The 25501-nt window shown below is 64.1% G+C and carries 24 protein-coding genes, 1 tRNA gene and 2 rRNA genes (1 of these 27 running past the window's edge); 14 read left to right on the forward strand and 13 right to left on the reverse strand.

The window, feature by feature from the left end; translation table 11 throughout:
• The 4 genes from LB525_RS19885 to LB525_RS19900 all read left to right on the forward strand — a co-directional run.
• Positions 1–848 (forward strand): 23S ribosomal RNA (locus tag LB525_RS19885) (it extends 1976 nt beyond the left edge of the window).
• Positions 849–1134: 286 nt separating this feature from the next.
• A 5S ribosomal RNA gene (gene rrf / locus LB525_RS19890) occupies positions 1135–1249 on the forward strand.
• A 237-nt stretch (positions 1250–1486) separates the two neighbouring features.
• Positions 1487–1563 (forward strand) — tRNA-Met (locus LB525_RS19895).
• 177 nt (positions 1564–1740) lie between these two features.
• Positions 1741–2382, forward strand: a complete 642-nt coding sequence (locus LB525_RS19900; protein WP_224546136.1) for a ThuA domain-containing protein — start codon at positions 1741–1743, stop codon at positions 2380–2382.
• A 19-nt stretch (positions 2383–2401) separates the two neighbouring features.
• Here LB525_RS19900 and LB525_RS19905 read toward each other — a convergent pair whose 3' ends face one another.
• The 3 genes from LB525_RS19905 to LB525_RS19915 all read right to left on the reverse strand — a co-directional run bounded on the left by LB525_RS19905 (position 2402) and on the right by LB525_RS19915 (position 5650).
• Entirely contained in the window at positions 2402–3757 is a 1356-nt protein-coding gene (locus LB525_RS19905) for a glutamine synthetase family protein (protein ID WP_224546139.1), read from the reverse strand.
• A gap of 238 nt (positions 3758–3995) precedes the next feature.
• Positions 3996–4694 carry a GntR family transcriptional regulator gene (locus LB525_RS19910; RefSeq protein WP_224518592.1) on the reverse strand — a complete coding sequence of 233 codons (699 nt, stop codon included), beginning with the start codon at positions 4692–4694 and terminating at the stop codon, positions 3996–3998.
• Positions 4695–4837: 143 nt separating this feature from the next.
• Positions 4838–5650 carry a helix-turn-helix transcriptional regulator gene (locus tag LB525_RS19915; protein WP_140845068.1) on the reverse strand — a complete coding sequence of 271 codons (813 nt, stop codon included), beginning with the start codon at positions 5648–5650 and terminating at the stop codon, positions 4838–4840.
• A gap of 116 nt (positions 5651–5766) precedes the next feature.
• On the opposite strand from LB525_RS19915, the gene LB525_RS19920 reads away from it, so the two are divergent.
• The 5 genes from LB525_RS19920 to LB525_RS19940 all read left to right on the forward strand — a co-directional run bounded on the left by LB525_RS19920 (position 5767) and on the right by LB525_RS19940 (position 10573).
• Positions 5767–6903, forward strand: coding sequence for an ABC transporter ATP-binding protein (locus LB525_RS19920; protein WP_224546141.1), 1137 nt, complete (start codon positions 5767–5769; stop codon positions 6901–6903).
• Positions 6884–8047, forward strand: coding sequence for a PotD/PotF family extracellular solute-binding protein (locus tag LB525_RS19925; protein ID WP_224532099.1), 1164 nt, complete (start codon positions 6884–6886; stop codon positions 8045–8047). The genes LB525_RS19920 and LB525_RS19925 overlap by 20 nt, the downstream gene beginning before the upstream one ends.
• Positions 8048–8124: 77 nt before the next feature.
• The gene (locus tag LB525_RS19930) at positions 8125–8988 is read left to right on the forward strand and encodes an ABC transporter permease (RefSeq protein ID WP_224546143.1); all 864 of its coding nucleotides are present in this window, start codon (positions 8125–8127) and stop codon (positions 8986–8988) included.
• Complete coding sequence (locus LB525_RS19935; protein WP_040987444.1) at positions 8988–9800, forward strand: ABC transporter permease; 813 nt, start codon at positions 8988–8990, stop codon at positions 9798–9800. The genes LB525_RS19930 and LB525_RS19935 overlap by 1 nt, the downstream gene beginning before the upstream one ends.
• 11 nt (positions 9801–9811) lie before the next feature.
• Positions 9812–10573: an SDR family NAD(P)-dependent oxidoreductase gene (locus LB525_RS19940; RefSeq protein WP_224546146.1), complete on the forward strand. Its 762-nt coding sequence runs from the start codon at positions 9812–9814 to the stop codon at positions 10571–10573.
• 18 nt (positions 10574–10591) lie between these two features.
• Here LB525_RS19940 and LB525_RS19945 read toward each other — a convergent pair whose 3' ends face one another.
• Positions 10592–11032, reverse strand: coding sequence for a GFA family protein (locus LB525_RS19945; protein WP_224546148.1), 441 nt, complete (start codon positions 11030–11032; stop codon positions 10592–10594).
• Between the two features lie 113 nt (positions 11033–11145).
• Here LB525_RS19945 and LB525_RS19950 point away from each other — a divergent pair, with 113 nt between their 5' ends.
• The 4 genes from LB525_RS19950 (at position 11146) to LB525_RS19965 (ending at position 15059) form a co-directional block, all read left to right on the forward strand.
• Positions 11146–11445, forward strand: coding sequence for a hypothetical protein (locus tag LB525_RS19950; RefSeq protein ID WP_224546150.1), 300 nt, complete (start codon positions 11146–11148; stop codon positions 11443–11445).
• Between the two features lie 73 nt (positions 11446–11518).
• Entirely contained in the window at positions 11519–12889 is a 1371-nt protein-coding gene (locus tag LB525_RS19955; protein WP_224546151.1) for a glutamine synthetase family protein, read from the forward strand.
• A gap of 2 nt (positions 12890–12891) precedes the next feature.
• The gene (locus LB525_RS19960; protein WP_224546153.1) at positions 12892–14190 is read left to right on the forward strand and encodes an NAD(P)/FAD-dependent oxidoreductase; all 1299 of its coding nucleotides are present in this window, start codon (positions 12892–12894) and stop codon (positions 14188–14190) included.
• An 80-nt stretch (positions 14191–14270) separates the two neighbouring features.
• The gene (locus tag LB525_RS19965) at positions 14271–15059 is read left to right on the forward strand and encodes a DeoR/GlpR family DNA-binding transcription regulator (RefSeq protein WP_224546155.1); all 789 of its coding nucleotides are present in this window, start codon (positions 14271–14273) and stop codon (positions 15057–15059) included.
• Between the two features lie 5 nt (positions 15060–15064).
• On the opposite strand, the gene LB525_RS19970 is transcribed toward LB525_RS19965, so the two are convergent.
• From LB525_RS19970 to LB525_RS19995, 6 genes are all read right to left on the reverse strand, one after another.
• Positions 15065–15571, reverse strand: coding sequence for an L-2-amino-thiazoline-4-carboxylic acid hydrolase (locus LB525_RS19970; protein ID WP_224546157.1), 507 nt, complete (start codon positions 15569–15571; stop codon positions 15065–15067).
• A gap of 57 nt (positions 15572–15628) precedes the next feature.
• Positions 15629–16405 carry an ABC transporter ATP-binding protein gene (locus tag LB525_RS19975; protein ID WP_224546169.1) on the reverse strand — a complete coding sequence of 259 codons (777 nt, stop codon included), beginning with the start codon at positions 16403–16405 and terminating at the stop codon, positions 15629–15631.
• Positions 16402–17403, reverse strand: coding sequence for an ABC transporter ATP-binding protein (locus tag LB525_RS19980; protein ID WP_318012414.1), 1002 nt, complete (start codon positions 17401–17403; stop codon positions 16402–16404). Before LB525_RS19980 ends, LB525_RS19975 begins: the two co-directional genes overlap by 4 nt.
• A complete protein-coding gene (locus tag LB525_RS19985; protein WP_224546171.1) occupies positions 17400–18230 on the reverse strand; it encodes an ABC transporter permease in 831 nt (276 codons plus the stop codon). Before LB525_RS19985 ends, LB525_RS19980 begins: the two co-directional genes overlap by 4 nt.
• Positions 18227–19213 carry an ABC transporter permease gene (locus LB525_RS19990; protein WP_224546173.1) on the reverse strand — a complete coding sequence of 329 codons (987 nt, stop codon included), beginning with the start codon at positions 19211–19213 and terminating at the stop codon, positions 18227–18229. Before LB525_RS19990 ends, LB525_RS19985 begins: the two co-directional genes overlap by 4 nt.
• Positions 19214–19471: 258 nt before the next feature.
• The gene (locus LB525_RS19995) at positions 19472–21082 is read right to left on the reverse strand and encodes an ABC transporter substrate-binding protein (RefSeq protein WP_224546174.1); all 1611 of its coding nucleotides are present in this window, start codon (positions 21080–21082) and stop codon (positions 19472–19474) included.
• A gap of 333 nt (positions 21083–21415) precedes the next feature.
• Between LB525_RS19995 and LB525_RS20000 the strand changes: the two genes are divergently transcribed.
• Entirely contained in the window at positions 21416–22606 is a 1191-nt protein-coding gene (locus LB525_RS20000) for a M24 family metallopeptidase (protein ID WP_224546176.1), read from the forward strand.
• Positions 22607–22916: 310 nt separating this feature from the next.
• On the opposite strand, the gene LB525_RS20005 is transcribed toward LB525_RS20000, so the two are convergent.
• From LB525_RS20005 to LB525_RS20015, 3 genes are read right to left on the reverse strand one after another with little or no spacing between them, the layout of a single operon-like run.
• Positions 22917–23333, reverse strand: coding sequence for a cupin domain-containing protein (locus LB525_RS20005; RefSeq protein ID WP_224546178.1), 417 nt, complete (start codon positions 23331–23333; stop codon positions 22917–22919).
• A gap of 4 nt (positions 23334–23337) precedes the next feature.
• Positions 23338–24183 carry a phosphoenolpyruvate hydrolase family protein gene (locus LB525_RS20010; protein ID WP_224546180.1) on the reverse strand — a complete coding sequence of 282 codons (846 nt, stop codon included), beginning with the start codon at positions 24181–24183 and terminating at the stop codon, positions 23338–23340.
• A gap of 12 nt (positions 24184–24195) precedes the next feature.
• Positions 24196–25392, reverse strand: coding sequence for a Tm-1-like ATP-binding domain-containing protein (locus LB525_RS20015; RefSeq protein ID WP_224546182.1), 1197 nt, complete (start codon positions 25390–25392; stop codon positions 24196–24198).
• Between the last annotated feature and the right edge of the window lie 109 nt (positions 25393–25501).

Consider the following 25501-nt stretch of genomic DNA (forward strand, 5'->3'; position numbering starts at 1 on the left):
GGTTCCTGCGGTTAGACGGAAAGACCCCGTGCACCTTTACTATAGCTTTACATTGGCATTCGTAGTGGCATGTGTAGGATAGGTGGTAGGCTTTGAAGCCTGGGCGCCAGCTCAGGTGGAGCCACCCTTGAAATACCACCCTTATCACTATGGATGTCTAACCGCGGCCCGTTATCCGGGTCCGGGACAATGTATGGTGGGTAGTTTGACTGGGGCGGTCGCCTCCTAAAGAGTAACGGAGGCGCGCGATGGTGGGCTCAGAACGGTCGGAAATCGTTCGCTGAGTGCAATGGCATAAGCCTGCCTGACTGCGAGACTGACAAGTCGAGCAGAGACGAAAGTCGGTCATAGTGATCCGGTGGTCCCGCGTGGAAGGGCCATCGCTCAACGGATAAAAGGTACGCCGGGGATAACAGGCTGATGACCCCCAAGAGTCCATATCGACGGGGTTGTTTGGCACCTCGATGTCGACTCATCGCATCCTGGGGCTGGAGCAGGTCCCAAGGGTATGGCTGTTCGCCATTTAAAGCGGTACGTGAGTTGGGTTCAGAACGTCGTGAGACAGTTCGGTCCCTATCTGCCGTGGGTGTAGGAATATTGAAAGGATCTGTCCCTAGTACGAGAGGACCGGGATGGACGGATCTCTGGTGGACCTGTTGTGGCGCCAGCCGCATTGCAGGGTAGCTATATCCGGACGGGATAACCGCTGAAGGCATCTAAGCGGGAAACCCACCTTGAAACGAGTATTCCCTGAGAACCGTGGAAGACGACCACGTTGATAGGCCGGGTGTGGAAGAGCGGCAACGCTTGAAGCTTACCGGTACTAATAGTTCGATAGGCTTGATCGTTCTCATTACTTATATCCATCAAGGCGCAATCCGAAGGATTGTCGCCATTCTCACTCACGCTTGTTCCGCCCTGCGGGCGGCGCTACGTGGGTGCGGCGCAACAGCGCCGACGGTCGGTCGACCTTGCGAAGCTTCGCTTCGAAGGGCGCCAGGCTGAAAGAACGTCAAAGGCACAACAAAGACCAGCGAACAGTTTAGAGAAAGCAGCAAATAGGGCTCCCTATTCGCTACTCACTATTGGCTATTCGCTCAAACAGCTTCTCGATTTGAACATGCGTTTTGCCGACCTGGTGGTTATGGCGGAGCGGCTGCACCCGATCCCATTCCGAACTCGGCCGTGAAACGCTCCAGCGCTGATGGTACTTCGTCTCAAGACGCGGGAGAGTAGGTCGCTGCCAGGTCTGCAAAGCGCATGTTCACCTCACATCCGGATCACAGTCTCCGGATGAAGACAATCTTCTCTCTACGATCTTAAGGCCCGCCAAACGGGATCACGGGCCGCGCAAGCGGCCCTTTCATTTGGCGGCTCTTGAATCAGGTAAGATCAAACTTACCTCCAAGGACGCAAGCAAACGCTTGCTCGTAATCGCAAGCAAACGCTTGCTCGTGGTCGCAAGCAAACGCTTGCTCGTAGTTGACGCGGGGTGGAGCAGCCCGGTAGCTCGTCAGGCTCATAACCTGAAGGTCACAGGTTCAAATCCTGTCCCCGCAACCAAATACAAAAACGGCCCGCTCCTCGCGGGCCGTTTGCGTTTGTGCGCTTCTCTTCGCAATCCAATCGGCGAGTGCCGCAGGCGATGCCATGCAATTTCCAGCTTGCGCTGCTGCCGGCTTGTGTTTCAGCTTGCTGCCTTCCCCAAAGCCAATGCGGGGCTAAACGACGGAGACAAAGATGCGGCAAGCGCTGATCGTATGGGGCGGCTGGGACGGGCATGAGCCCGAAGCCGGCGCGCGCGCCGTCAAGGCGATGCTCGAGGAAGAAGGCTTTGCCGTGCGCGTCGAAAACACGACGGCAGCTTTTGCCGATCCGGCGATCGCCGATCTCAGCCTGATCGTGCCGATCTATACCATGTCCAAGCTCACCAAGGCCGAAGAGGCGAACCTAACCGAGGCGGTCGAAAACGGCGTCGGCCTCGGCGGTTATCATGGCGGCATGGGCGACGCTTTTCGCGAATCAACGAACTACCAGTTCATGTGCGGCGGCCAATGGGTCGCGCATCCCGGCAACATCATCGATTATCAAGTGAACGTCGTGCGGCGCGACGACCCGATCATGCAAGGCATCGAGGATTTCTCCTACCGCTCCGAACAGTATTACATGCATGTCGATCCATCCAACGAGGTGCTGGCGACCACCACTTTTTCTGGCGACCACGCGCCGTGGATCGACGGCGTCGTCATGCCGGTGGTGTGGAAGCGCCGGCACGGCAAGGGGCGCGTGTTTTATTCCTCGCTCGGTCACGTGGCCTCGGAGTTCGAGGTCCCGCAGATGCGCACCATCCTGCGCCGAGGGCTGGCGTGGGCGGCGCGCTGAGCGACCGGCTGGAGGTCGGCTAAACACTTTCGAGATAGGTCTCGATCTCGAAGTCGCTGACGTTGAGCGCGAAAGTGTTCAGCTCCTGGCGCTTGCAGGCGACGAAGGCGTCGCGCAGCACGTCCGGGAAGATTTCGGCGACACGCTGGCCCGCCTCGAAGGCGGCGATCGCTGAGGCCCAATCCGGCGGCAGTTTGGCGAGCGTCAGCCCCTGGCCTTCGCCGCCGGTCGGCTCACCGGGCGAGAGCTGGCGCTCGATACCGATCAAGGCCGCGCCGAGAATCGCCGCCAGCACCAGATAGGGATTGGCGTCGGCGCCGGAGACGCGGTGCTCGATGCGGCGTGCGGCCGAGGGGCCACCCGGAATGCGAATCGCCACCATGCGGTTTTCATAACCCCAGGCGACGGCCGTCGGCGCATAGGATCGCGGCCGCAGCCGGCGGTAGGAATTGAAATGCGGCGCAAACACCAGCGTGCTCTGGGCCATCGCGGCAAGCAGGCCGCCAACCGCATGGCGCATAGCGTCGGAACCCTGGTCTGAGCCGTCGTCGAAGATGTTGCGGCCTTGCCTGTCGAGGACGCTGAAATGGACATGGAAACCGTTGCCGGCGCGTTCGCCATAGGGCTTGGCCATGAAACAGGCGGCGAAGCTATGCTTGCGGGCAATGCCCTTGACGGTGCGCTTGAAGAGCACGGCGTCGTCCGCGGCGCGCAGGGCGTCGGGCACATGGTTGAGGTTGATCTCGAACTGGCCGACGCCGTTCTCGGCAATCGCGGTGTCGACCGGAATGTCCTGCATGCGGCAGGCTTCATAGATGTCGTGGATGAAGGCTTCGAAATCGTCGACCTCATCGATCGAGAGCGCCGCGTCGGAATCGAGGCGCCGCCCGGTTACCGGCGAGACCGGTCCGACAGGCCGCTGCGACGTCGGGTCGACAAGGTAGAATTCTAGCTCGGTCGCGGTGACGGGCGTCAATCCTAGCGCGGCATAGCGGTCGAGGATGCGGGCCAGCGCGCGGCGCGGATCGCCAAGGTAGGGCGCGCCGCTGTCGTCCGCCAACCAGACCGGCAACAGCGCCGTCGGATGCGCCGTCCAGTTGACGGGCAGTATGCCTCGTCCTGTCCAATGGCAAAGCCCGTCGGCGTCGCCGGTCGAGAACACCTGGGCGTTGCCTTCGATATCCTCACCCCATATGTCGAGCCCGATGGCCGAATAGGGCATGCGCAGCTTGCCTTCGAGCGCCTTACGCGCCTGCTCGACCGGAATGCGCTTGCCGCGCATGATGCCGTTCAGGTCGCACACCGCCGCCCGCAGGCTCTGGATGTCCTTCCTGCTGTCCAGCCACGTCAAAACGTCCGCAATCGCATCGCTCAATTTCCAGCCCCCTGTTTCTCTAGGTGCTGTAGCCCTGCCGGCTACCACATCCATTTTCAGCTTGTGAGTTCGTGAAGATCAGAACGGCCGACGCCGGGCTGATTATCTTCATTTTTTCAATTCACTAGCTGGGATATCGGGCGGCATTTCGGGTCCACATTGTGCGATCTGCGATCGCAACATAGCGGCCCGACCGACGAAAGCCAAGCCGGATTCGAAGTCGGCTTGTTGCGGCTGGTCAGCGGTGCAGTTCCGGAAACTTGACCTGGCCGAGGATGTGGGCCGCGCCCTCGGCGATATCGCGCACGATCGCGGCCCGCGCCCGCTCACCGTCGCCGGCCCCGATCGCCGCCACGACCTCCTCGTGGTAGTCGATGCCGAGAATGCCGGCCAAGTCATCCTCGAAGCCGATGTGCAGGTTGCGCAGGAAAGGGCCAACCTGCATCCATACCGTCTCGATCAGGAAGATCATCTGCTCGTTGCCGCAACGGCGGTAGATCGAGAATTTGAAGTCGTGGTTCTTGCGCAGATAGTCGTCGATGTCGCCGCTGCGGGCGGCCTGGGTGAGCTCGGCGCAATGACGGCGGATGGCGCGCAGATTGTTGCCGTTGATGAGTTTGGTGGCAAGCTCGGTGGCCGTGCCTTCTAGGATCGTGCGCACGTCGGTCAGTTGCTGGAAGCGGTCGGCCGAAATCAGCGGCACCTCGACGCTGCCGTTCGGCATCGGGCTCAGCGCTCTCAGCGCCTGCAGCCGCATGAAGGCGCTGCGAACCGGCATGTCGCTGGTACCGAGCTCCTTGGCGAGCTTGCGCGAGGTTAGCTTCTGGCCAGGCCGGAGCTGGCCCGACATCAGTGCCCGCACCAGTTCCAGATAGACTTTTTCATGCAGCGGAACGGTATCGACAGCGGTCAGTCCGAATTGCGATTTGTCGGCCATTGGCGATGCGCTGCTTGATCGGTCCTGAAACTTGTTTCGTCACGTCCGACGCGGGAATAGCTGGTCGCCGCCGGGATACCTGGCCGGTCGTTCGGCGCACGATAGACGGTCAACGCGAACCGCCGCAAGGGCGACTGGGGTCGCTATCCAATCCGAGCGTCGATGATCTCGACGAAGCGCGCGAACAGGCCGGCCTGCGATTTGATCTTCAGCTTGCGGTAGATGTTGCGGCGGTGGACCTTGACGGTCCCCGGCACGATGCGCAGCGCCCTGGCGATCGATTCCGTGGAGTGGCCCTGAAGCACCAGGTCGACGACCTGCTTTTCGCGCGAGGTCAAGGACAGGCTCTTCCAGATATGCGCCCGGTCGAGTTCGTTGGTCATCGCGAAGGTTTCGCCGGAGGGTTGGGCCGCCACCTCATCGGCAGGCAGTGACGGCCAGCGCTGCTTGCAGAAACCGATCACCGCCGGCGCCATGTCACGCAGCAGCCTGGCATCCGCCGTTCCGAACGGCCCAGTGGCGCGCAGCCGCATCAGCGACAGCACCAGCGCGTCCTTGCCGGCTAGCGGCACGAAAAAGCCGACCTCCTCGGCAAGTTTGGTCTGGCTGTAATAGGAGCGGTAGTATTCGCTGGCATAGAAGCGGTCCGGCGCGAGCTCGCGCATGCGCCAGAAACCCTCCTTGCGCTCGACCGCGGCGTGGTGGAATGGGTCGAGCAGATAGGGCCCCTCCTGGTAGAGCGCGACGAAGATGTGGCTCTCCGCCGGCGAGAAGGTCTCGAACAGGAGCGGTGGCCGTGCGGCACCCCGATAACCGAAGATCACGCAGTGATCGAAACGGACATGTCCGCTGAGCCAGCCGACGATCGCCTTGCCGAAATGATCGCCGCCGGTCTCGCGCGACGCGGCGATCACGGCGGCCAAGGCGTTGTAGTCGTCACTGCGGGAAGCAGCCAATCCATACCCCTCTAAACGATAAAATCGGCTAAATATACCACCTGCGAGGTATATACCAGGTGCATTGCCTCTGCTAGCGTCAAGGCATTGCCTCACGCTGTCGCTGGAGCCTTGGCTTGACTGCAGTGCCCGATATCGAATTTCGCGCGGTCACCAAGCGCTACGGCGCCGTCACCGCGGTCAGCGGTATCGATCTTGCCATCCCGCCTTCCGCGTTCGTCGCTTTGCTCGGCCCTTCAGGCTGCGGCAAGACGACCTGCCTGCGCATGATCGGCGGCTTCGAGCAGCCGAGCGAAGGCCAGGTGCTGATCCGCGGCCGCGACATGGCCGGAACGCCGCCCTACCGGCGCCCGGTGAACATGGTGTTCCAGCAATATGCGCTGTTCCCGCATCTCGATGTCGAGGAGAACATCTCCTACGGGCTGCGCCAGGCAAGGCCGCCCCTGTCGTCGCGCGAGATCGCCTTAAGGGCAGGCGAGGCGCTTTCGATGGTGCAGCTCGCCGGCTACGGGCGCCGCAAGATCCACGAGCTTTCCGGCGGCCAGCAGCAGCGCGTGGCGCTCGCCCGCGCGCTGGTCAACAAGCCGGCGGTGCTGCTGCTCGACGAGCCGCTGGCGGCGCTCGACAAGAAGCTGCGCACCGACATGCAGATCGAGCTGCAGAACCTGCAGCGCGAGATCGGCATCACCTTCGTGCTGGTCACCCACGACCAGGAGGAAGCACTGTCGATGAGCGACTTCGTCTGCGTCATGAATGGCGGCCGCGTCGTCCAACTCGGGCAGCCGAGCGAGATCTATGACGAGCCGGCCGACCTGTTCGTGGCCGACTTCGTCGGCAAGACCAATCTTCTCAGCGGCAAGGTGGCCGGACTCTCGGGTGACCTCGTCGATGTCGCGCTCGCCGATGGCACGGTGATTTCGGCGCGCAGGCGGGTGCCGCTCGGCCGCGGCGAGGCCGTCTCCGTCAGCTTGCGGCCGGAATCGCTCAGCCTTTCGGCGCCTGGGGGCGGTGCCTTGAAAGGCATCGTGCGCAATCGGATCTTCCTGGGCTCGACAGCCGAATACGCGATCGAAGTCCAGGGCATCGGATCGCTGCTCGCCAAGGCCGATCACGTGATCGGCCAAGGCAATCTGTTCAAGCCGGGCGAACCCGTCGCCATCGGCTTTGCCGCCGGAGCGCCGCTGGCGTTTCCGCACGCCAACAATAACGGGACAAACCAGAGGGAAGACCAACATGCCGAAATCCTATCGTGACGGACTGCCGATAAGCCCCGATAAATTCGTCGACCAGTTGATGCGTTTGAAGCGCGGCTCGATCAGCCGGCGCGACTTCCTCGGCCTCACCGGGCTCGGTGTCGCCACCGCGGTGATGGCGCGTGAGCTCGGTATCATGCCGACACCCGCCTTCGCCGCCGAGAACCTCGGCGACCGCATGTCGATCGCCACCTGGCCGAACTACCACGACCCGCAGACCTTCGAGAACTTCAAGGCGGAGACCGGCGTCGCCGTCGAGGTCAATGTCTTCGGCTCGAACGAGGAGATGCTCGCCAAGCTGCAGGCCGGCGGCTCGGGCTGGAGCCTGTTCGTGCCCACCAACTACACCATCTCGACCTACAAGAAGCTCGGCATCATCGAGGCGCTCGACATGGCCAAGCTCGGCAATTTCGACGGCAAGTCGGAAGATGCGCGCTTCACGGCGGAAGGCACGATCGACGGCACGATCTACGCCGTGCCGAAGAACTGGGGCACGACCGGCTTCGCGGTCAACACCAAGAAGCTCGCCAAGCCGATGTCGAGTTGGAAGGAGTTCTGGGACACGGCCATGGCGGAAGGCGACGGCCGTACCATGGTGCATGACTATCAGCTCACCACGATCGGCAATGCGCTGAAATATTACGGCTATTCGTTCAACTCGCTGAAACAGGACGAGCTGGCCAAGGCCGAGGAACTGCTGCTGAAGGTCAAGCCGCATCTGTTCGCGGTGTCGAGCGACTACCAGCCGGGAATGCGCGCCGGCGATGCCTGGATGACCATGTGCTGGACCAATGACGGGGCACAGCTCCATCGCGATATTCCCGAGATCGCCTATGTGCTGGGCAAGGAGGGCGGCGAGATCTGGACCGACTTCTACGCCATCCCGAAGGACGCGCCGAACAAGCCGGCCGGCTATGCGCTGCTCAACTACCTGATGAACCCGAAGGTGGCGGTGAAGGAGCATCTGGCCAATGGCGCCCCCTCGACCGACGCGCGCGTCAACGCGCTGCTGCCAAAGGAAGTGCTCGACAACCCGATCCTCTATCCGGCGGCCGACCTGTTGAAACCGCTCGAATTCGGCGCCGCCGCGACGCTGACCGATCCGGGCCGCGCCGAGCTTATGGCGCGCTTCAAGTCGGCTTGAGCGGGACCGGCAACAAACCAGAACCAGACAATGCGACCGGCGGACGAGAGTCCGCCGGCTCCCAACCGGCTTTCCCGATGCGCCGCACTCTCTCTCGTAAAAATCTCGTGACGGCGCTGCTGCTCGCCCCGGCGACGCTGTGGCTGGTCGTGTTCCTGGTGTTGCCCTTCGTCGCCATCGCCATCTTCAGTGTCGGCGAGCGGGCGCCGGAGGGCGGCTACCAGGCCGCGCTGACCTTCGCGCAATACGCCAACCTGCCGGCGCGAGCGACCGCCTTCTGGAACACGATGGTGCTGGCGCCCGCCGGCGCGCTTGCCTGCCTGCTCGTCGCCTATCCGGTCGCCTATTATCTGGCGCTGCGCGCGCCGCAGCGCTGGCGGCTGATCCTGCTTGCGCTGATCGTCATCCCGTTCTGGACCAGCCTTCTGATGCGCACCTATGCCTGGATGTATATCCTTGGCGGGCGCGGCATCCCGGTTTTGCTCGCCTATGTCGGCATAGAGGACCTCAGGCTGATCAACACGCCGGGCGCGGTGCTGCTGGGCATCGTCTACGGCTACCTGCCGCTGATGATCCTGCCGATCTATGTCAGCCTGGAACGGCTTGACCGGCGGCTGCTGGAGGCCTCCGCCGATCTCGGTGCTACGCCACTGTCGACCTTCCTCGGCGTGACGCTGAGACTGTCGCTGCCCGGCGTCATGACCGGCTTCTCGCTGGTGATGATCCTATTGCTCGGCGAATATCTGATCCCGACGCTGCTCGGCGGCGGCAAGGTGTTCTTCATCGGCAACGCGCTGGTCGATCTCTTCCTGCAATCACGCAACTGGCCATTCGGATCGGCCATCGCCATCACGCTGGTGCTGGTCTCGGTCGTGGTGCTGATCGTCGCCAATCGCATCTCGACCCGGCTTTCGGGCGCACGCCGGGTGGACCTGATCTGATGCGCGCCTTCGTCGTTGCCGTTTTTGCGTTCCTCTATCTGCCGATCGCGCTGGTCGTGCTGTTCTCCTTCAATGCCGGCCACCATGCCAGCGAGTTCACCGGCTTCTCCGTACAATGGTACGGCAAGGCGCTGTCCAATCCCTTCCTGGTCGAGGCGCTGAAGAACAGCCTGTTCATCGCCACGACGAGCGCGCTGCTCGCGGCTTTCTGCGGCACCGCCGCGGCGCTCGGACTGCAGCGCGTCGGCGCGCGGACGCGGGCGCTCTTCGACGCGCTGCTAGGCGCCGCCATCGTTGTTCCCGGCGTCGTCATCGGCATCTCGACGCTGGTGGCGCTGGTGCAGCTCTTCGCCGTCGTCAATCCGTTCCTCGCTTCGCTGTGGCCGACCGACCAGCCGCCGCGGCTTTCGCTCGGCTATGGGTCGATCATCGCCGCGCACGGCTTGTTTTCGATGGCGCTGGTGACGATGATCGTCGGCACGCGGCTTGCGAGCCTCGACCGCAACCTGGTCGAGGCCTCGAGCGATCTCTACGCCACGCCGCTGACGACATTCCGCTCGATCGTGCTGCCGCAGATCATGCCGGCGGTGATCGCCGGCTTCTTGCTCGCCTTCACCTTCTCCTTCGACGATTTCATCATCGCCTTCTTCGTCGCCGGCGCTCAGACGACGCTGCCGATCTATGTCTTCGCCTCGATCCGGCGCGGCGTGACGCCGGAGATCAACGCCATAGCGACGATCGTGCTCTGCGCGTCGGTCCTGCTCGTGCTGCTGGCGCAATGGCAGCTCGGCCGACGGAAGCCATCGCCTTGAGAGACCAATCCATGATCTTGAAAGACCGTATCGCCATTGTCACCGGAGCCGGATCTGGCATCGGGCGCGCCGGCGCGATGATCATGGCGCGGGAAGGGGCAGTCGTGGTGATCGCGGACCGCGACCCGGCGGCCGGCGAAGCCACCGCTTCGGACATTCGCGAAACCGGCGGCCGCGCCGAGGCCGTCGCCACCGATGTCGGCAATGATGCAGCCGTCGAGGGCCTCATCGAGGGAACGCTCGGCCGGCATGGCCGGATCGATATTCTGCACAGCCATGCCGGCATCCAGGTGGGCGGCACGCTGACGGAAGTGGGCACCGACGGCATGGACGCTTCGTGGCGCATCAATGTGCGGGCGCAATTCCTGGCGGCCAAAACCGTCATGCCGGCGATGATCGCGCAAGGCGGCGGCGTCATCCTCAACACGGCGTCCAATTCCGGCGTGTTCTACGACCGCGAGATGATCGCCTATGCCACCTCCAAACACGCCGTCGTGGCGATGACCCGGCAGATGTCGCTCGATTATGCCAAGCACAATGTGCGCATCAATGCACTCTGCCCGGGCTGGGTCGACACGCCGTTCAACGAGCCGTTCATCGCCCAGATGGGCGGGCGCGACGCGATCGAAAACTATGTCCGCACCAAGATCCCGATGGGGCGCTGGGCGAGCGCGGAGGAGATCGCGGAGGCGATCCTGTTCCTCGTCTCCGATCGCTCGTCTTTCATGACCGGCCAGGCGCTGGTGGTCGACGGCGGCGAGAGTATCGGCTGAGGCGCCTTGGCAAATCGCCTACCGGTCGTTGGGATTTCCGAATGCCGGATCGCGGCGCCGCGAGTAGGTGTCGATGCGCGGCAGATCGTCGGCAAATTCCAGCCACGGCAGCCGAAGGCGCCAATAGGCGTGGGCGTGCGGCTTGAACCGCTCCGGATGATCGAAGAAGCCGATCGTGACATAGAGTTCGTCACTCAGCCCTTCGTCGCGATAGGCGATGGAGGTACCGCATTTCTCGCAGAAGGTACGAACGACAGCTTTCGTTCTCGAGAAGCTCCGGGGTTGGCCGCGCGTGAAGCGGAACTGGTCCGGCCGGTAGCCGACCCAGATGGTCAGCGGGCTGCCAATCGCGCGGCGGCAGTCGTCGTCATGATCGAAGCAGATCCAGAAGGGATCGCCGTGCATCTCGGCGGCAACCGCTCCGCAAAAACATGCGCCCGTATCGACTCTGCTTTCCATCTGATCACTCCTGGCTTTTTCGCAATCGTTCGGCCGGCGGCGCATATGGGGAACAGTACAAACAGGTACCCGGTTCCTTCCGCCCGTTTGGGCCAGCAATGTGCAGCGGTTTCATGGGCGGGCTTGCGCTGCGAGCAACGATCGGCCAAACCATGGATCAGGTTCTCGACAAGGCTTGTCATGCGAGCGGTAGAAAGGCTTTCCACCACCCGGCCGTTTCCAGCTACGGCCGTAACGGCGCTCGCCTTGGCGAAGTACCGATAACGATGCGCTGCTGCCGCCACGAGAACCTGCAGCGCGCGGAGGAGACCAAGGTCGGCTCGCATGTCGTTCGCGACGGCTGGACCGAAGGAGTGCAAGGCGCGCTGGCCCGGCCTCGGCCGGTCAACAGGCGGGCGGCCGTCCTCGGATAACGCAGCTTAGATAACGCCCTACCGGAACGGACATGCCCGCCGAAGCGATCTCTCCTTCGTACGGACATTACCAATGCCTGACAATCTGAACACCTCATTCGCCGGCGCGGACACGCAAAGCTGGCTGAAAACGCATGCGATCAACGAACTCGAGTGCTTCGTGCCGGACGTCAACGGCGTGCTGCGCGGCAAGACCTTGCCGGTCGCCAAATTTCTGAAGTCGCTCGACGACCGCGCGCTCTATCTGCCGAGCAGCGCCTTTCTGGTCGCCATCGATGGCCGCTATTCCGGGTCCATCGACGAAGGCTTCGCCTACCAGGATCCGGACATGCGCATGGTGCCGGATGTTTCGAGCCTGTGTCTTGCGCCCGGAGGCGCGGGCCGAGCCTATGTTTTCGCCGACGCGTTCCACATGGACGACCGGCCGTGGATGGCTTCGCCACGCCATGTGCTGAAAGCCGTGCTCGACCTTTATGAGCAGCGCGGCTGGCGGGCGGTGATGGCGCCCGAGCTCGAATTCTACCTGACGGCGCCCAACCCCAACCCCGATCAGCCTTTGACCGCACCGGTCGGGCGCAACGGGCGGCCGGAAAACGTGCAGCATCCTTACGACATGCAGGCGATGGAAGAGTTCGAAACGGTGACGCGGCAGCTCTATGAACATGCCGCAATCGCCGGCTTGCCGGTGGAGACGCTGATCCATGAATCCGGCACGGCGCAGCTCGAGATCAATCTCGTGCATGGCGATCCGCTGACGCTTGCCGACCAGGTGCTTTTGTTCAAGCGCCTGGCGCGGCAGATCGCGCAGGCCAATGGCATGCACGCCACCTTCATGGCCAAGCCGATCGCCGCGCAGGCGGGCAGCGCAATGCATCTGCACATGTCGATCGTCGACAGGAAGGGCGAGCCTTTGTTTGCCGGCGGAGACGGCGAGGACAGCGAGATGTTCGTGCACTTCATCGGCGGCCTGCAGAAATATATCCCTGAAATCATGCCGCTGTTCGCGCCGCATGCGAATTCCTACCGGCGCATCCGGCCCGGCCACAGCGCGCCGGCCAATATCGAATGGTCGCACGACAACCGCTCCTGCGGCCTGCGCGTGCCGCTGGGCGGCCGCGCCGCGCGCCGCATCGAGAACCGGCTGCCGGGGGCGGATGCCAATCCCTACCTTGCCATGGCCGGCTCGCTGATCGCCGGCTATCTCGGCATCGAGGAGAAGCTTGCGCGCTCCGAAGAGGCCTTCGGCAACGCCTATAAGAGCAAGAGCACACTGCCAAAGACGATGGAGGAAGCGCTTGATCGTTTCGCCGCTTGCGAGCCCGTGCGGGCGCTGCTCGGCGAGGATTTCTTCCAAACCTATCTGCGCGTGAAGAGTGTCGAACTCGACATGTTCCAGAGCGTCGTGACGTCCTGGGAACGCGACCATCTGCTGCTCAAGGTGTGATCATGGCTTCGCGTTCGACAGGTTTCAATTCCGGTCTCGACATCGACAAGTCCTATTATGTCGCCACCGCCAATCCGGCGCCCGACCATCCGGCGCTTGCCGGCGATGTCGAGGCCGATCTGGTGGTGGTTGGCGGCGGCTGCACGGGTCTGTCGGCGGCGCTGCATGCGGCCGAGCGTGGTCTTAAAGTGGTGCTGCTCGAAGGCGGCAAGATCGGCTGGGGCGCCTCGGGCCGCAATGGCGGCCAGATGATCCCCGGCCTGCGAAAGGGCGCCAGGGGCCTGGTCAGAAGCTTTGGGGCGGAACGGGCAAAGGCGCTGTTCGATCTGGCTTTCGAGGCGCTTGGGCTGGTGCTCGATATTATCGAGCGCCACGGCATCGAATGCGACTTGCGCCAGACCGGCCATCTGGTCGGCGCGGTCAGCGCTTCGGATATGTGCGACTTCGAGGAAGAGGCCGAATGCCTCGCAAAGGTGATGAGCTTCACCGATGTCGAGATCCTGTCGGCGGCTGAGGCGCGGCAGATGGTCGACACGCCCTATCAGGGCGCGGTGTTCGAGCGGCTCGGCGGCCACATGCATCCGCTCAACTACACGCTGGGGCTTGCCCGCGCCGCTACCGCCGCCGGCGTCGTCATCCATGAGAACTCGGTCGCGGTGCGGCTGGAGCGCGAACCTTCCATCCGGGTGTTCACCGACAAGGGCTCGGTCCGCGCCAGGCATGTGGTGCTGGCCGGCGATGCGCTGCTTAAGGGATTGGAGCCGCGCGTCAACAGCCGCATCATGCCGGTCGGCAATTACATCGTCGCCACCGAGCCTCTGGGCGAGCGCAATGTCATCCCGGCCGATGTCGCAGTCTCGGACACACTGTTCGTCGTCAACTACTACCGCATGTCGGCGGACGGACGCCTACTGTTCGGCGGCGGCGAGCGCTACACGCCGTCGGCGCCGGCCGACATTGCCGGCTTCGTGCGGCCGCATATGGAGAAGACCTTTCCGCAGCTCAAGGGCTGCCGGATCGACCATGCCTGGGGCGGTCTGGTGTCCATCACCACGTCGCGCCTGCCGCATGTCGGGAATTACGGCGACGTCTATTTCGCGCATGGCTATTCCGGCAAGGGCGTCATCCTGTCGACGCTGTCGGGCAAGCTCTTGGCGGAAGCGATCACGGGCGATGCCTCGCGGCTCGACCTGTTCTCGGCGCTGACGCCGCTGCCCTTCCCGGGCGGCACGGCGCTGCGCGGCCCGCTCTATGTGCTCGGCATGCTGTGGTATGCCATGCGCGATCGGTTGCGTCACTGACGCTGGTTTCCTTTCCCCGGCGTGGCTAATGTCTGGCGGCGCCGGGGACGAACCTTCGGTGTCATAGCTAGGGAAGAGCGATGAACATCGAGCCGGGCCGACTGACGAAGAAGGAGCGCCATGAGTTGATCCTGTCGGAGGTTCGGCGCTCGGCCTCGATCCGCATCTCGAAGCTTGCGCGCCGCATCGGCGTCGCCGGCGAGACCATCCGCCGCGACTTGATCGAGCTTGGCGATGCGGGGCTCATCAACCGCACCTATGGCGGCGCCACCATTTCACTGGTGACGTCGGAACCAGTGATCGCCGAACGCGGCCTCACAATGGTCGAGGAGCGGGCCCGTGTCGGACGAGGTGCGGCCGGACTGATCGAGAGAGGCAGCATCGTGATGATCGACGGCGGATCGACCACCTACGAGGTCGCGCGCAGCCTTTCGCAACACGGCCGGGACCTGACGATCATCACCAACTCCGTCGGCGTCGCCTCGGTGGCCGGGGCCAATCCGGGCTTCCGCGTCATCCTTTGCCCCGGCACCTATGACAGCCGCGAGGCGGCCGTGCTTGGCGAGGACACGGTCGAGTTCGTGCGCCGCTACAATGCCGACGTCGCCATCATCGGCGCCTCGGCGCTGAATGCCGAAGGGCCGAGCGACATGATCTCGGGCGCTGCGGCGGTGAAGCGCGCGATGATGGCACGGTCGCTGTCGACCATGCTTGTCGTGACCAACGACAAGTTCGGCCGCAGCGGCCTCGAACGCGTCTGCGCGCTGAGCGAGATTTCCGATGTCGTCACCGACAGCGAGCCGGCAGCCGAGATGCGCGCAGCGATCGACGAGGCAGGCGGCGAGCTGCACGTGTTTGCCGAGAGCTGAATAGGTTAAGCGTCGCGGTTTGTCAGCGCGATATGGCAGCAGCCGGAGCCATGACCCGGCGTCCAGGTGACATTGGCGAAGCGCACGCCGGTCGCCTCGAACAGGGCGCGGTCGAAGGCGCCGGCGATGCGGCAGAGCGTGGCGAGTTTCTCCTCGCCGACGCCGGCCTCGATCCAGGCATCCTTCAGCGGGCAGCGCTTCACCTTGAAGGCGATGTGGTCAGGCCCGCGCTCGACATCGGTCGGATACATGCGCCCGCCATCCGGGCTGACGGCGAGGAATGCCTCGCCGATCGCCGGCGCATCATTGGGGCCGAAATCGGCGAAAGCCGCAGCCGCGACTTCCCGGCCGCGCTTCTCGATGGTGCGGATCATTAACGCCTCGGCTTTCTCGGCGCCAAGCTCGGCGGTCAGCTCGTCGAGGAAGAGACGATAGAGATCGGCGCGATTGCGGAAGGCGGAATCGAGCTCGCGCGACAGTTTTTCGGCTCTGGCTGCTTCGGGATTGGTCATGGTGAGTCCTGATTTGTCGTTTGACCATGCCCCGAAACCGGGTCCCACTTTGCGGGATCATGGTCGGTTCCTGGTCAATTTTGGCGTCGCCGCCACCAGCGCCTTGCCGATCGCCGATCGCGGGTTGGCGAGGACGGCGCGGGCATCGCCGCTCTCGGCGATCCGGCCGGCGTCGAGGATGACTACTCGATGCGCCACGGCGCGGATGACGCCGAGATCATGCGAAATGAACAAATACGCGATCCGTTCCTGCCTTTGCAGGTCGAGCAGCAATTCCAGGATCTGGCCGCGCACCGAAACATCGAGCGCCGACACCGCCTCGTCGAGCACGATCAGCGACGGCCGCGTGGCGATGGCGCGGGCGATCGCCACGCGCTGGCGCTGGCCGCCGGAAATCTCATGGATGGCACGAGCCGCGAGGCCGGCATCGAGGCCGACGCGCTCCAGCAGTGCCGCGATACGGCGCGGGCGCCCCGCACGTGGGGCAATGCCATGGATGCGCAACGGATCGTCAAGCACGCGCGCCACGGTGGCGCGTGGATTGAAGGCTGCGAGCGGATCCTGGAACACCATCTGCAGACGGGCGCGGCGCGCGCGCAAAGCGGCGCCGGATAGCGCGAGGAAGTCCGCGCCTTCGAAGTCGACGCGGCCGGCATCGGGCTCGATCAGCCGCAAGACCAGCCTCGCGATCGTCGACTTGCCGCTGCCGGACGGGCCGGCGAGCGCCAGCGTCTCCGCAGGCTCGATCTCGAAGGACACATCATCGACCGCCGCGAAGGGTTTTCCGCCGCGACGGTAGCGCTTGGCGAGACTGGAGACGGCAAGCACGGTCATGCCGAGGCGCCTTGCCGGTCAAGCAGCGGCTCGGCGTCGAGGCCGAGATGAGCGTCGAGCAGGGTGCGCGTGTAGGCATGGCGCGGCGCTTCGATGATCTGGTGGGTCTTGCCGAGTTCAATCAGCTCGCCTTGGCGCAGCACCGCGATGCGATCGGCAAGCGTGGCGGCAAGCGCGATGTCATGGCTGATGAAAAGCAGCGTCATGCCGTCCTCGGCCACCAGCCGGCGGATCAGCGCGACGATCTCGGCCTGGACGATGGTGTCGAGCGCGCTCGTCGCTTCGTCGGCGATGAGCAGCTTCGGCCCAGCAGCGATTGCCGCAGCGATGGCCACGCGCTGCTTCTGGCCGCCGGACAACTGGTGCGGGTAGGTGTGGAAGGCCGAGTCCGGGTGAGGGAGGCGGATGCGTTCGAGGAGGGTTTTGGCTTTCGTATATGAGTCTCGCCAGCTGAGCTTGAGATGCGTGCGGACGACTTCGGCGATCTGCTTGCCGACGGGCATCACGGGGTCGAGGCTTGAGGAGGGGTCCTGGAAGACGAAGCCGATGTCACGGCCGAGGAGGGGTCGAAAGTGCAGAGGCTGGCGATCCTTCGCACCCCCCTCTGTCCTGCCGGACATCTCCCCCGCAAGGGGGGAGATCAGGCCGTCATCTCCACTTTCGCCAATCGCCAGCGTTGCAGGAAGAGAGCCGACAGCGGAACCGCCAATCTCCCCCCTTGCGGGGGAGATGGCCGGCAGGCCAGAGGGGGGTGTGACGGAATGAGACGATTGAAGTTGGTTTGCTGACCATTCGATCGTTCCACCCACAACGGCACCCCTCGCCAACAACCCCGCAACCGCCAGCGCCAACGTGCTCTTGCCCGAGCCGCTTTCGCCGATGATCGCGAGGCGCTCTCCGGTTTTCACATCCAGGCTGATGCCTTTCAGCGCCGGCGCCTCGGCCCTGTCGCGCCGATAGCCCACCGAAAGATCGCGAATCGAAAGCAGCGTGGTCACGACAGGCTCCTGCGCAGAGCGGTGCTCTGCACAACGCCTTCGCCGGCGAGGTAGACGCCGAGCACGGTCAGCACCAGCGCGATTCCGGGAACGACCGACAGGAAAGGCGCGGTGCGCAGCACCGCGCGGCCTTCGGCGATCATGCCGCCCCAGGTGACGCGGTTGGGATCGCCCAGGCCAAGGAAGGACAGCGCGGCCTCGGTGAGGATCGCGGCGGCCACGATCACCGAGGATAGCGCCAGCACCGGCGGCAGCGCGTTGGGCAGCACCTCGCGAAAAGCAATCTCCAGTGGATGCATGCCGATGACGCGGGCGCCGGCGACATAGTCGCGCTCACGGATCGACAGCACTTCCGCGCGCGCAACCCGCGCGGGTCCAGTCCAGGCGCCGAGCGCGATCGCCGCGACGACGACGCTGAGCGAAGGTCCGACGATGCTGACGAAGGCGAGCGCGAGCAGGAAGCTCGGCACGGTCTGGAAGGCATCGGTGATGCGCATCAGCACGTCGTCGATCAGGCCGCCGGCGAAGCCGGCTAAAGTGCCGACGACCGCGCCGATCAGGAGCGCCGCGGCAGCCGCCGCCAGCCCCACCGCCAACGACGTGCGGGCACCATGGAACAGCTCGGTCAGCACGTCGCGGCCGAGCCGGTCGGTGCCGAGCGGCAGCGACCAGTCCTGGAACGGCGGCAGCAGCGCCGGTCCGGCGATCGCTTGCGGGTCGCCGGGAAACAGCAGCGGCGCCGCCAGCGCCATCACAATGAGCAAGGCCAGGATGATTGCGCCGGCGATTGCTTCCGGCGTGCGGAAGAAACGATGCAGGCGGTTCATGCGCTTGCCTCGCCGACGCCGACGCGCGGATCGAGGACAGCGTAGGCGAGATCGACGAGAAGGTTGATGACGACGACCAGGACGGCGCTCACCAGAATGATGCCGAGCAGCAGCGGCGTGTCGCGCCCGGCGACGGCTTCCTGCGCCAGACGGCCGAGGCCCGGCACGGCGAAAACGCTTTCGATGACGACGCTGCCGCCCAGCATCTGCGCCGATTGCAGGCCAAGCATGGTGACCAATGGCAGAAGCGCGTTGCGGGCAACATGGGCAAGCACGATGCGGCGGCGGGGCAGGCCCCTGGCGCGGGCGGCGAGGATAAAGTCTTGCCGCCAAGCCTCGGCCATGCCGGCGCGCATCATGCGCAGATAGAGCGCCAGATAGATGAAGCCGAGCGCCGACACCGGCAGCACGAGATGGGTGGCGATGTCGGCGGCGCGTGCCAGCCCGGTTTTGCCGGAGGCGATGGTCTCGATGCCGCCGATCGGCAGCCAGCGCAGGTCGACGGCGAAGACGACGATGAGCACCAGGCCGAGCCAGAAGCCGGGCACGGCATAAAGCGCCAGCGAGCCGATGGAGAGGAAGCGGTCGCGAACGCTGCCGGGTCTGGCGCCGGCATAGATGCCGAGCGCCGAGCCGAGGCCGAAGGAGAGCGCGGTGGCGCTGCCCATCAGGATCAGCGTGGTCGGCAGGCGTTCGAGGATGATTTCGCGGATCGGCCGCGAGAAGGTGACGGACTGGCCAAGGTCGAGATGCAGCAGCGCCCAGAGATAGTTGGCGAGGCGCGTCAGCTCCGACTGGTCGAGGCCCCAGCGGTGGCGCAGCAGTTCGATCATGCCGGCATCGCCGCCGGTCGAGACGATATAGGCGTCGACCGCGTCGCCGGGAGCGGCTTCGAGCAGCAGGAAGCTGCCGACGACGACGATGAGGAGCACGAAGACGCTGCCGACGACGCGGCGGCGCAGGAGGCGGAGGGCGCGGGTCATGGCGAAGCCTGGTTGAGGCCAAACCACGGACGTTGCGCTCTACGGCGCCCCCCTCTGTCCTGCCGGACATCTCCCCCTCTAGGGGGGAGATTAGCCGTCATATCGGCTTTCGCCAATTTTCGACGCTGCAGAAATGAGCGAGGCGCGAGAACTGCCAATCTCCCCCCAAGAGGGGGAGATGTCCGGCAGGACAGAGGGGGGCGCGAAGGAACTCTCATTCTCAAAGCTGAGCACCCCGGCAGCCGATCCGCAAGGAGATCAGCCGGCCAAATAGGTGTCCGCCCAGTTCGATACTGCCCAGCGCGGGTTGTTGGCTATGTTGCCGACCGTATCGCGGGCGACGGAAATGAAGCTCCATTCGGCGACGTTGATCAGCGGCAGGTCGGCCGCCACCTTCTTCTGGAACTCCTTGTAGAGCTCGGTGCGGGCCGCTGTATCCAGCGTCTCCGATGCTTTCGCGATCAGCGCGTCGAGCTCGGTGTTCTTGTAGCCGCCCTGGTTGGAGAAGGGCACGCCGTCGGGAATGCCGCTCTGCACCAGGATGGTGGTCGAGATCGCCGGGTCGCCGCGGAACACCGGCGGGCCGACGGCGAGGTCGAAGGCGTGGTCGGTGTAGACGGCCTTGATGTGCGCGGCGGAGTCGTTGTTGACGATCTCGGCGTCGATGCCGATCGCTGCGAGTGCCTGGCGCAGGTAATCGCCGAACTGCTTCGTCTCGTTGAAGTAAGGCGCCGGCAACAGCTTCAGCGCAAAGCGCTTGCCGTCGTCGGCGCGCTTGTAGCCGGCTTGGTCGAGCAGCGCATTGGCCTTGGCGACGTCGAAGGGATAGGTCGGCACGTCGGCGGTGTAGAATTGCGGATCGTTCTTCGGCACCGGGCCGGTTGCGGTCGCGGCGTAGCCAAGGAAGATCGTCTTGACGACGAAATCCTTGTCGATGGCATGCGCGATCGCCTGCCGCACTTTCAGATCGGCCAGCTCCTTGCGGCGGTGGTTGATCTCGACGACGAGCTGGTAGGTCAGCCCCTCATAGCCCTTGGTGATGACCTTCAGGCCTGGCACCTTGGAAATGCGGTCGAGGTCGGCGAGCGGCACAGCGGAGAAGGCGGCGAGCTGGATCTCTTCCGCCTCGAGCGCCGCGGCGGCGGACGTGCGATCAGGGAGCACCTGGTAGACGATCTCGTCGAGATAGGGCTCGTCCTTGCCCCAATAGGCGTCGTTCCTTGTCAGCCGGTAATATTGCCCCGCCTTGTATTCGGCGAATTTGAACGGACCGGTGCCGACCGGCGCATTGTTGGCCGGGTTCTCCTCGATCTTGCCCACCTCATAGAGGTGCTTCGGCACGACGCTCGACAGCGCCGGCAACGCGTTGCGGATCAGCTGGAACGGGGTCGGCTTGGCGAACTTGAAGATTGCGGTCAGGGCGTCCGGCGTGTCGACGGCCTCCAGGTCCTTGAACACGGTGCGGCCGAGATTTTGCAGCGGCTTCCAGATCTGCAGCGCCGAGAAGGCGACGTCGGCCGAGGTGAAGGGCTTGCCGTCATGCCATTTAACGCCGTCGCGCAATTTGAAGGTCACCGACAAGCCGTCGGCCGCACCTTCCCAGGAAAGCGCGAGCCGCGGCTGCAGCCCGTCCTTGCCGTCGAAGGCGGCTTCGGCCAGCGTCTCGACGATCTTGCTGGAGATGAAGAAGACGCCATTGGAGGCGACGATCGCCGGATTGAGGTTGCGCGGTTCGGAATCCGCGGCGACGATCAGCCGGCCGCCCTTCTTGGGCGTCTGCGCAAGGCCGATGGTCGGAAGCGCGGTGGAGGCCAGCAGCAGCGCCGAGCCGGCCAATAGGCCGCGGCGTGAAATCGTCAATTCGGACATCGCTCAAACTCCCCTCTTCGCGCCGTGGCAGGCGCGGCAATCCGGTGATTATGGCCCTTGGCAAAGGTTTCGCCAGAGACGGATTTGGCGCATCATGGCTTGGCTTTGAAATTTCCGTCCGCTGGACCAGCCAGCCGACGGAGGCTCTCATGCTCTCATCTGGTAGGACCAGATTACAAACAAGCGTGATCGGGATTTGGACGGAAACCGGCTTTGGCGGGAAAGTGATCAATTCTGGCTGGACCAGAGTGGCCAAAAAGATGCAGATTTGGCCAACAGCCATACATCATGACTTTCGGCGCTCCTGCGGCCGATGAAAACAGGGAGAGGAAGATGAACATCGCTCCGGGCAAAACCGAGGTCAGCAATGTCCCGTTCGATCAGGCGCGGGTGGATCGGCTGATGGAAGACGCCGGCATCGACGTGCTCTTCGCCACCTCCAAGCACAACACGCAATATCTACTCGGCGGCTACAAGTTCATCTTCTTCGCGGCGATGGATGCGATCGGTCACAGCCGCTATTTGCCGATCGTCCTTTACGAGAAGGGCGAGCCGGAACATGCGGCCTATATCGGCAACAAGATGGAAGGCGGCGAACATCAGAATCATCCGTTCTGGACGCCGACCTTGCATGCCGCCTGCTGGGGCACGCTCGATGCCGCCAATCTGGCGGTGGAGCATCTCAAACAGATCGGCAAGCAAGCCGCCCGCATCGGAATCGAGCCGGCCTTCCTGCCGTCGGATGCCTACACGCTGATCCGCAAGGCGCTGCCGGATGCAAAGCTGATCGACGCGACCGACATGCTGGAGCGTATGCGCGCCATCAAGACCGAGGCGGAACTCGAACAGCTGCGCATTGCTTCAGAGCTGATCACCGATTCCATGCTGGCGACGATTGCCTGGGCGCGCGAGGGCACGAGCAAGACCGACATCATCGAGCAGCTGAGGCGCGAGGAGACCAATCGCGGCGCGCATTTCGAATATTGCCTGCTGACGCTGGGTTCCAGCCACAACCGCGCGGCGTCCAGCCAGGCGTGGAAGAAGGGCGAGGTGTTGTCGATCGATTCCGGGGGAAATTACCACGGCTATATTGGCGACCTCTGCCGCATGGGCGTGCTCGGCGAGCCGGATGCCGAGCTGGAGGATCTTCTGGCCGAAATCGAGGCGGTGCAACAGGCGGCATTTTCCAAGGTGAAGGCAGGCACGCTTGGCGGCGACATGATCGCGCATGCGGAGAGTGTGCTGAAGGCTTCGAAGGTCGCGGCCTATACGGATTTCTTCGCCCACGGCATGGGGTTGATCACGCATGAGGCGCCGTTCCTGATGACCAATCACCCGGTCGCCTATGAGGGTACTTATACGGCGAAGCCGCTGGAGAAGAACATGGTGCTGTCGGTCGAGACCACCATGCTTCATCCGACACGCGGCTTCATCAAGCTGGAGGACACGGTCGCGGTGACGGACAGCGGATATGTGATGTTCGGTGATCGCGGGCGTGGGTGGAACAGGGGCGGGATTTCTTAAGGAGAAGGTCGGCGCTGCCCCTCATCCGCCCTTCGGGCACCTTCTCCCCGGTTGCGCTACGCTATGCACATATCTTCCGTAACTGGCGTGAGTGATCGACCTGAGGCTTGATTGCCAGGTGGTTCCCCCAATCCGTCGCTGCTTCGCAGCGCCACCTTTCCCCCCTCCGGAGGGAAAGGAAAGGAGCCAGCGCTGACGGCAAAAAGCTTGGCGCCTTTCCTCTCCCCCGTCGATCGGGGGAGAGGTGGCTCGGCGAAGCCGAGACGGAGTGGGGGTCGACCAGCGCTGGAACGGGGAAAAGGAAACATCATCATTTGCCAGCCGGCAGCAGCCTGAAGTCCGGTAGCTCTCGCAGCGCGAGTTCCGGCCCAGCCGGCGAATAGACAACAAACAGCTGCATCGGCTGGTCGCCAGTGTTGAGCGTCGAATGGAAGCGGCTTTCCGGCACATAGATGGTGCAGCCAGGGCCGACTTTCGCCACCACAGGATTGCCGCTCTCGTCCTCGACCATCTGCTCGCCATTGCCGGAGATGACGAAGATGATCTCTTCGGCGCCCGGATGGTTGTGGCGGGTGTGGCCTTTGCCCGGCGGTAAGTCGACGACACCGCCGGAGAAGCGCTCCGCGCCGTTCACTTCCGGCGCGACGGTCAGCGACAGCTTGCCCCAGTCGAAGCCGAAGGCGCTGACATCCTTCGGGTAGACGAACACCTTGCTCCTGTCGGCCATTGCCTCATCCCTTCTTTTTCGTGATCGCGACCGTCTTGAAATCCGCTGTCTGCCTGGCGATCGCCGCTTCCGCCGGCAGCCGTTCCATCGAGCTTGCGCCGTAAAAGCCATGCAAGCCCTCGCAGCGTTCGAGAATGTAGCGCGCGTCGTCGGGCATCGAGATCGGTCCGCCATGGCAAAGCAGGATGACGTCCTTGCGCACCGAGCGCGCGGCATCGGCAATGGCGTCGATTTCCTTGACGCAGGCGTCGAGCGTTTTCGCCGAAGTGGCGCCGATCGAGCCGCCGGTGGTGACGCCCATATGGGCGACGACGATATCGGCGCCGGCACGTGCCATGGCGCGCGCCTCGTCGGGGTTGAAGACGTAGGGCGTGGTGAGCAAGTCGAGCTTGCGCGCCTCGGCGATCATGTCGACCTCGAGGCCAAAACCCATGCCGGTCTCCTCGAAACTCTGGCGCATGGTGCCGTCGAACAGGCCGACGGTCGGAAAATTCTGCACGCCGGAAAAGCCCATCGTCTTCAGCTCTGCGAGCAGCAGCGGCATGATGACAAAGGGGTCGGTGCCGTTGACGCCGGCCAGCACCGGCGTCTTCTTGACCACCGGCAGCACCTCATAGGCCATTTCCTTGACGATCTTGTTGGCGTTGCCGTAGGCAAGCAGGCCGGCGGCCGAGCCGCGGCCGGCCATGCGATAGCGGCCGGAATTGTAGATGATGATCAGGTCGATGCCGCCGGCTTCCTCGGCCTTGGCCGACAGGCCGGTCCCGGCGCCGCCGCCGATGATCGGCACGCCGTCGGCGATCATGTTGCGGAATTTTTCCAGGATCGTTTTGCGCGGAATGGCAGCCATGCTTGTCTTGTCTCACTTCTTGGCGATGTCGAGGAAGGCCTCCGCCGCGGCCTTGGCGAAGGCGGGGTCGTTGATATGCAGCGGCAGGCGCGTCACGGTGCGGTTCCTGGTCGGCTCGATCGTGCGTTCGATGGCGTCAAACAGTGCCGCATCGGCCTCCGTGTCGAAGAAGGCGCCGCCTTCGATATCCAGCGCCGATACGCCCTTCTCCGGGATCAGGAAGCGGACCGGACCTTCGCATCGGGCGAGACGGCCGCCGATCCATTCGCCGATCTTGCGGCATTCCTCGGCCGTGGTGCGCATCAGCGTGACATTGGGATTGTGCTCGTAGAAGAGCCGCCCATGATATTTTTCCGGAATGGTCGGCGGCGCCCAGAAGTTCACCATGTCGAGCGCGCCGACCGAGCCGACATAGGGCAATTTCGTGCGCGCAATCGCGCCGAAGCGATCCTCGGTCGCCGGCAGCACCCCGCCGAAGAGGAAATCGCACACCTCGGTCGTGGTGATGTCGATGACGCCGGCCATCAGACCGCTGTCGGCGAGCTTCTCCATCGAGCGGCCGCCAGTGCCGGTGGCGTGGAAGACCATACAGTCATAGTCGGGGCGCAATCGGTCGACGATCGCCGTCACACAGGGCGTGGTGACGCCGAACATGGTGAGTCCCAGCGCCGGCTTGCCGGCGGCGGCCGAGGCGGGCTTCGCGGCCATGCCGGCGATCGCCTGGGCGGCATTATGCAGCACAATGCGGGAGAGCCTGTTCAGTCCCGCCATGTCGGTGACCGACGGCATCATGATGATGTCGGAGATGTCGACGTAAGGCGCGGTATCGCCGGAGGCCAATGTCGAGACCATGATCTTCGGCAGGCCGAGCGGCAGCGCCCGCATGCCGGCGGTGACGATCGAGGTGCCGCCGCCGCCGCCGATGCCGATCACCCCGGCGATGTCGTCACGTGACTGGATGAAATTGGCGAAGGCCGCGCCCATGCCGGCAACGGCGGTGCCGCGATCGTCGATGCCGAGAACAGCGCCGGCTCCCTTGGGATGATGCGCGGCGACCTCGCTGGCAGAGATATCCACCGGGACGGTCGCGCCTCGCGTGCCGATATCGACACGGACGACCGCGCCGCCGGCCTTGGCGACGGCATCGGCCAGGAAGGCGAGTTCCTCGCCTTTGGTGTCGGCGGTGCCGATCACATAGATGCGCTTCATCCGCGGTTCCCCGTCCGGCATGGCCGGCTTTGCCGCCGGCCTTTTTTGCCCCACCCTCAAGCTCCTAGGCTAAAGCCTCGTCGCTGGTGGGGACCCGTTATTGACCGGC

The sequence above is a fragment of the Mesorhizobium sp. CA16 genome, from assembly GCF_020165175.1.
Lineage (GTDB): Bacteria > Pseudomonadota > Alphaproteobacteria > Rhizobiales > Rhizobiaceae > Mesorhizobium.

Coding starts and splice junctions, on each gene's coding strand:
- LB525_RS19900 (WP_224546136.1), top strand. CDS start 1,741: ATGCGGCAAGCGCTGATCGTATGGGGCGGCTGGGACGGGCATGAGCCC.
- LB525_RS19950 (WP_224546150.1), top strand. CDS start 11,146: ATGGGCGGGCTTGCGCTGCGAGCAACGATCGGCCAAACCATGGATCAG.
- LB525_RS19945 (WP_224546148.1), bottom strand. CDS start 11,032: ATGGAAAGCAGAGTCGATACGGGCGCATGTTTTTGCGGAGCGGTTGCC.
- LB525_RS19910 (WP_224518592.1), bottom strand. CDS start 4,694: ATGGCCGACAAATCGCAATTCGGACTGACCGCTGTCGATACCGTTCCG.
- LB525_RS19990 (WP_224546173.1), bottom strand. CDS start 19,213: ATGACCCGCGCCCTCCGCCTCCTGCGCCGCCGCGTCGTCGGCAGCGTC.
- LB525_RS19930 (WP_224546143.1), top strand. CDS start 8,125: ATGCGCCGCACTCTCTCTCGTAAAAATCTCGTGACGGCGCTGCTGCTC.
- LB525_RS19975 (WP_224546169.1), bottom strand. CDS start 16,405: ATGACCGTGCTTGCCGTCTCCAGTCTCGCCAAGCGCTACCGTCGCGGC.
- LB525_RS19985 (WP_224546171.1), bottom strand. CDS start 18,230: ATGAACCGCCTGCATCGTTTCTTCCGCACGCCGGAAGCAATCGCCGGC.
- LB525_RS19965 (WP_224546155.1), top strand. CDS start 14,271: ATGAACATCGAGCCGGGCCGACTGACGAAGAAGGAGCGCCATGAGTTG.
- LB525_RS20010 (WP_224546180.1), bottom strand. CDS start 24,183: ATGGCTGCCATTCCGCGCAAAACGATCCTGGAAAAATTCCGCAACATG.
- LB525_RS20015 (WP_224546182.1), bottom strand. CDS start 25,392: ATGAAGCGCATCTATGTGATCGGCACCGCCGACACCAAAGGCGAGGAA.
- LB525_RS19935 (WP_040987444.1), top strand. CDS start 8,988: ATGCGCGCCTTCGTCGTTGCCGTTTTTGCGTTCCTCTATCTGCCGATC.
- LB525_RS20000 (WP_224546176.1), top strand. CDS start 21,416: ATGAACATCGCTCCGGGCAAAACCGAGGTCAGCAATGTCCCGTTCGAT.
- LB525_RS20005 (WP_224546178.1), bottom strand. CDS start 23,333: ATGGCCGACAGGAGCAAGGTGTTCGTCTACCCGAAGGATGTCAGCGCC.
- LB525_RS19970 (WP_224546157.1), bottom strand. CDS start 15,571: ATGACCAATCCCGAAGCAGCCAGAGCCGAAAAACTGTCGCGCGAGCTC.
- LB525_RS19925 (WP_224532099.1), top strand. CDS start 6,884: ATGCCGAAATCCTATCGTGACGGACTGCCGATAAGCCCCGATAAATTC.
- LB525_RS19995 (WP_224546174.1), bottom strand. CDS start 21,082: ATGTCCGAATTGACGATTTCACGCCGCGGCCTATTGGCCGGCTCGGCG.
- LB525_RS19960 (WP_224546153.1), top strand. CDS start 12,892: ATGGCTTCGCGTTCGACAGGTTTCAATTCCGGTCTCGACATCGACAAG.
- LB525_RS19940 (WP_224546146.1), top strand. CDS start 9,812: ATGATCTTGAAAGACCGTATCGCCATTGTCACCGGAGCCGGATCTGGC.
- LB525_RS19955 (WP_224546151.1), top strand. CDS start 11,519: ATGCCTGACAATCTGAACACCTCATTCGCCGGCGCGGACACGCAAAGC.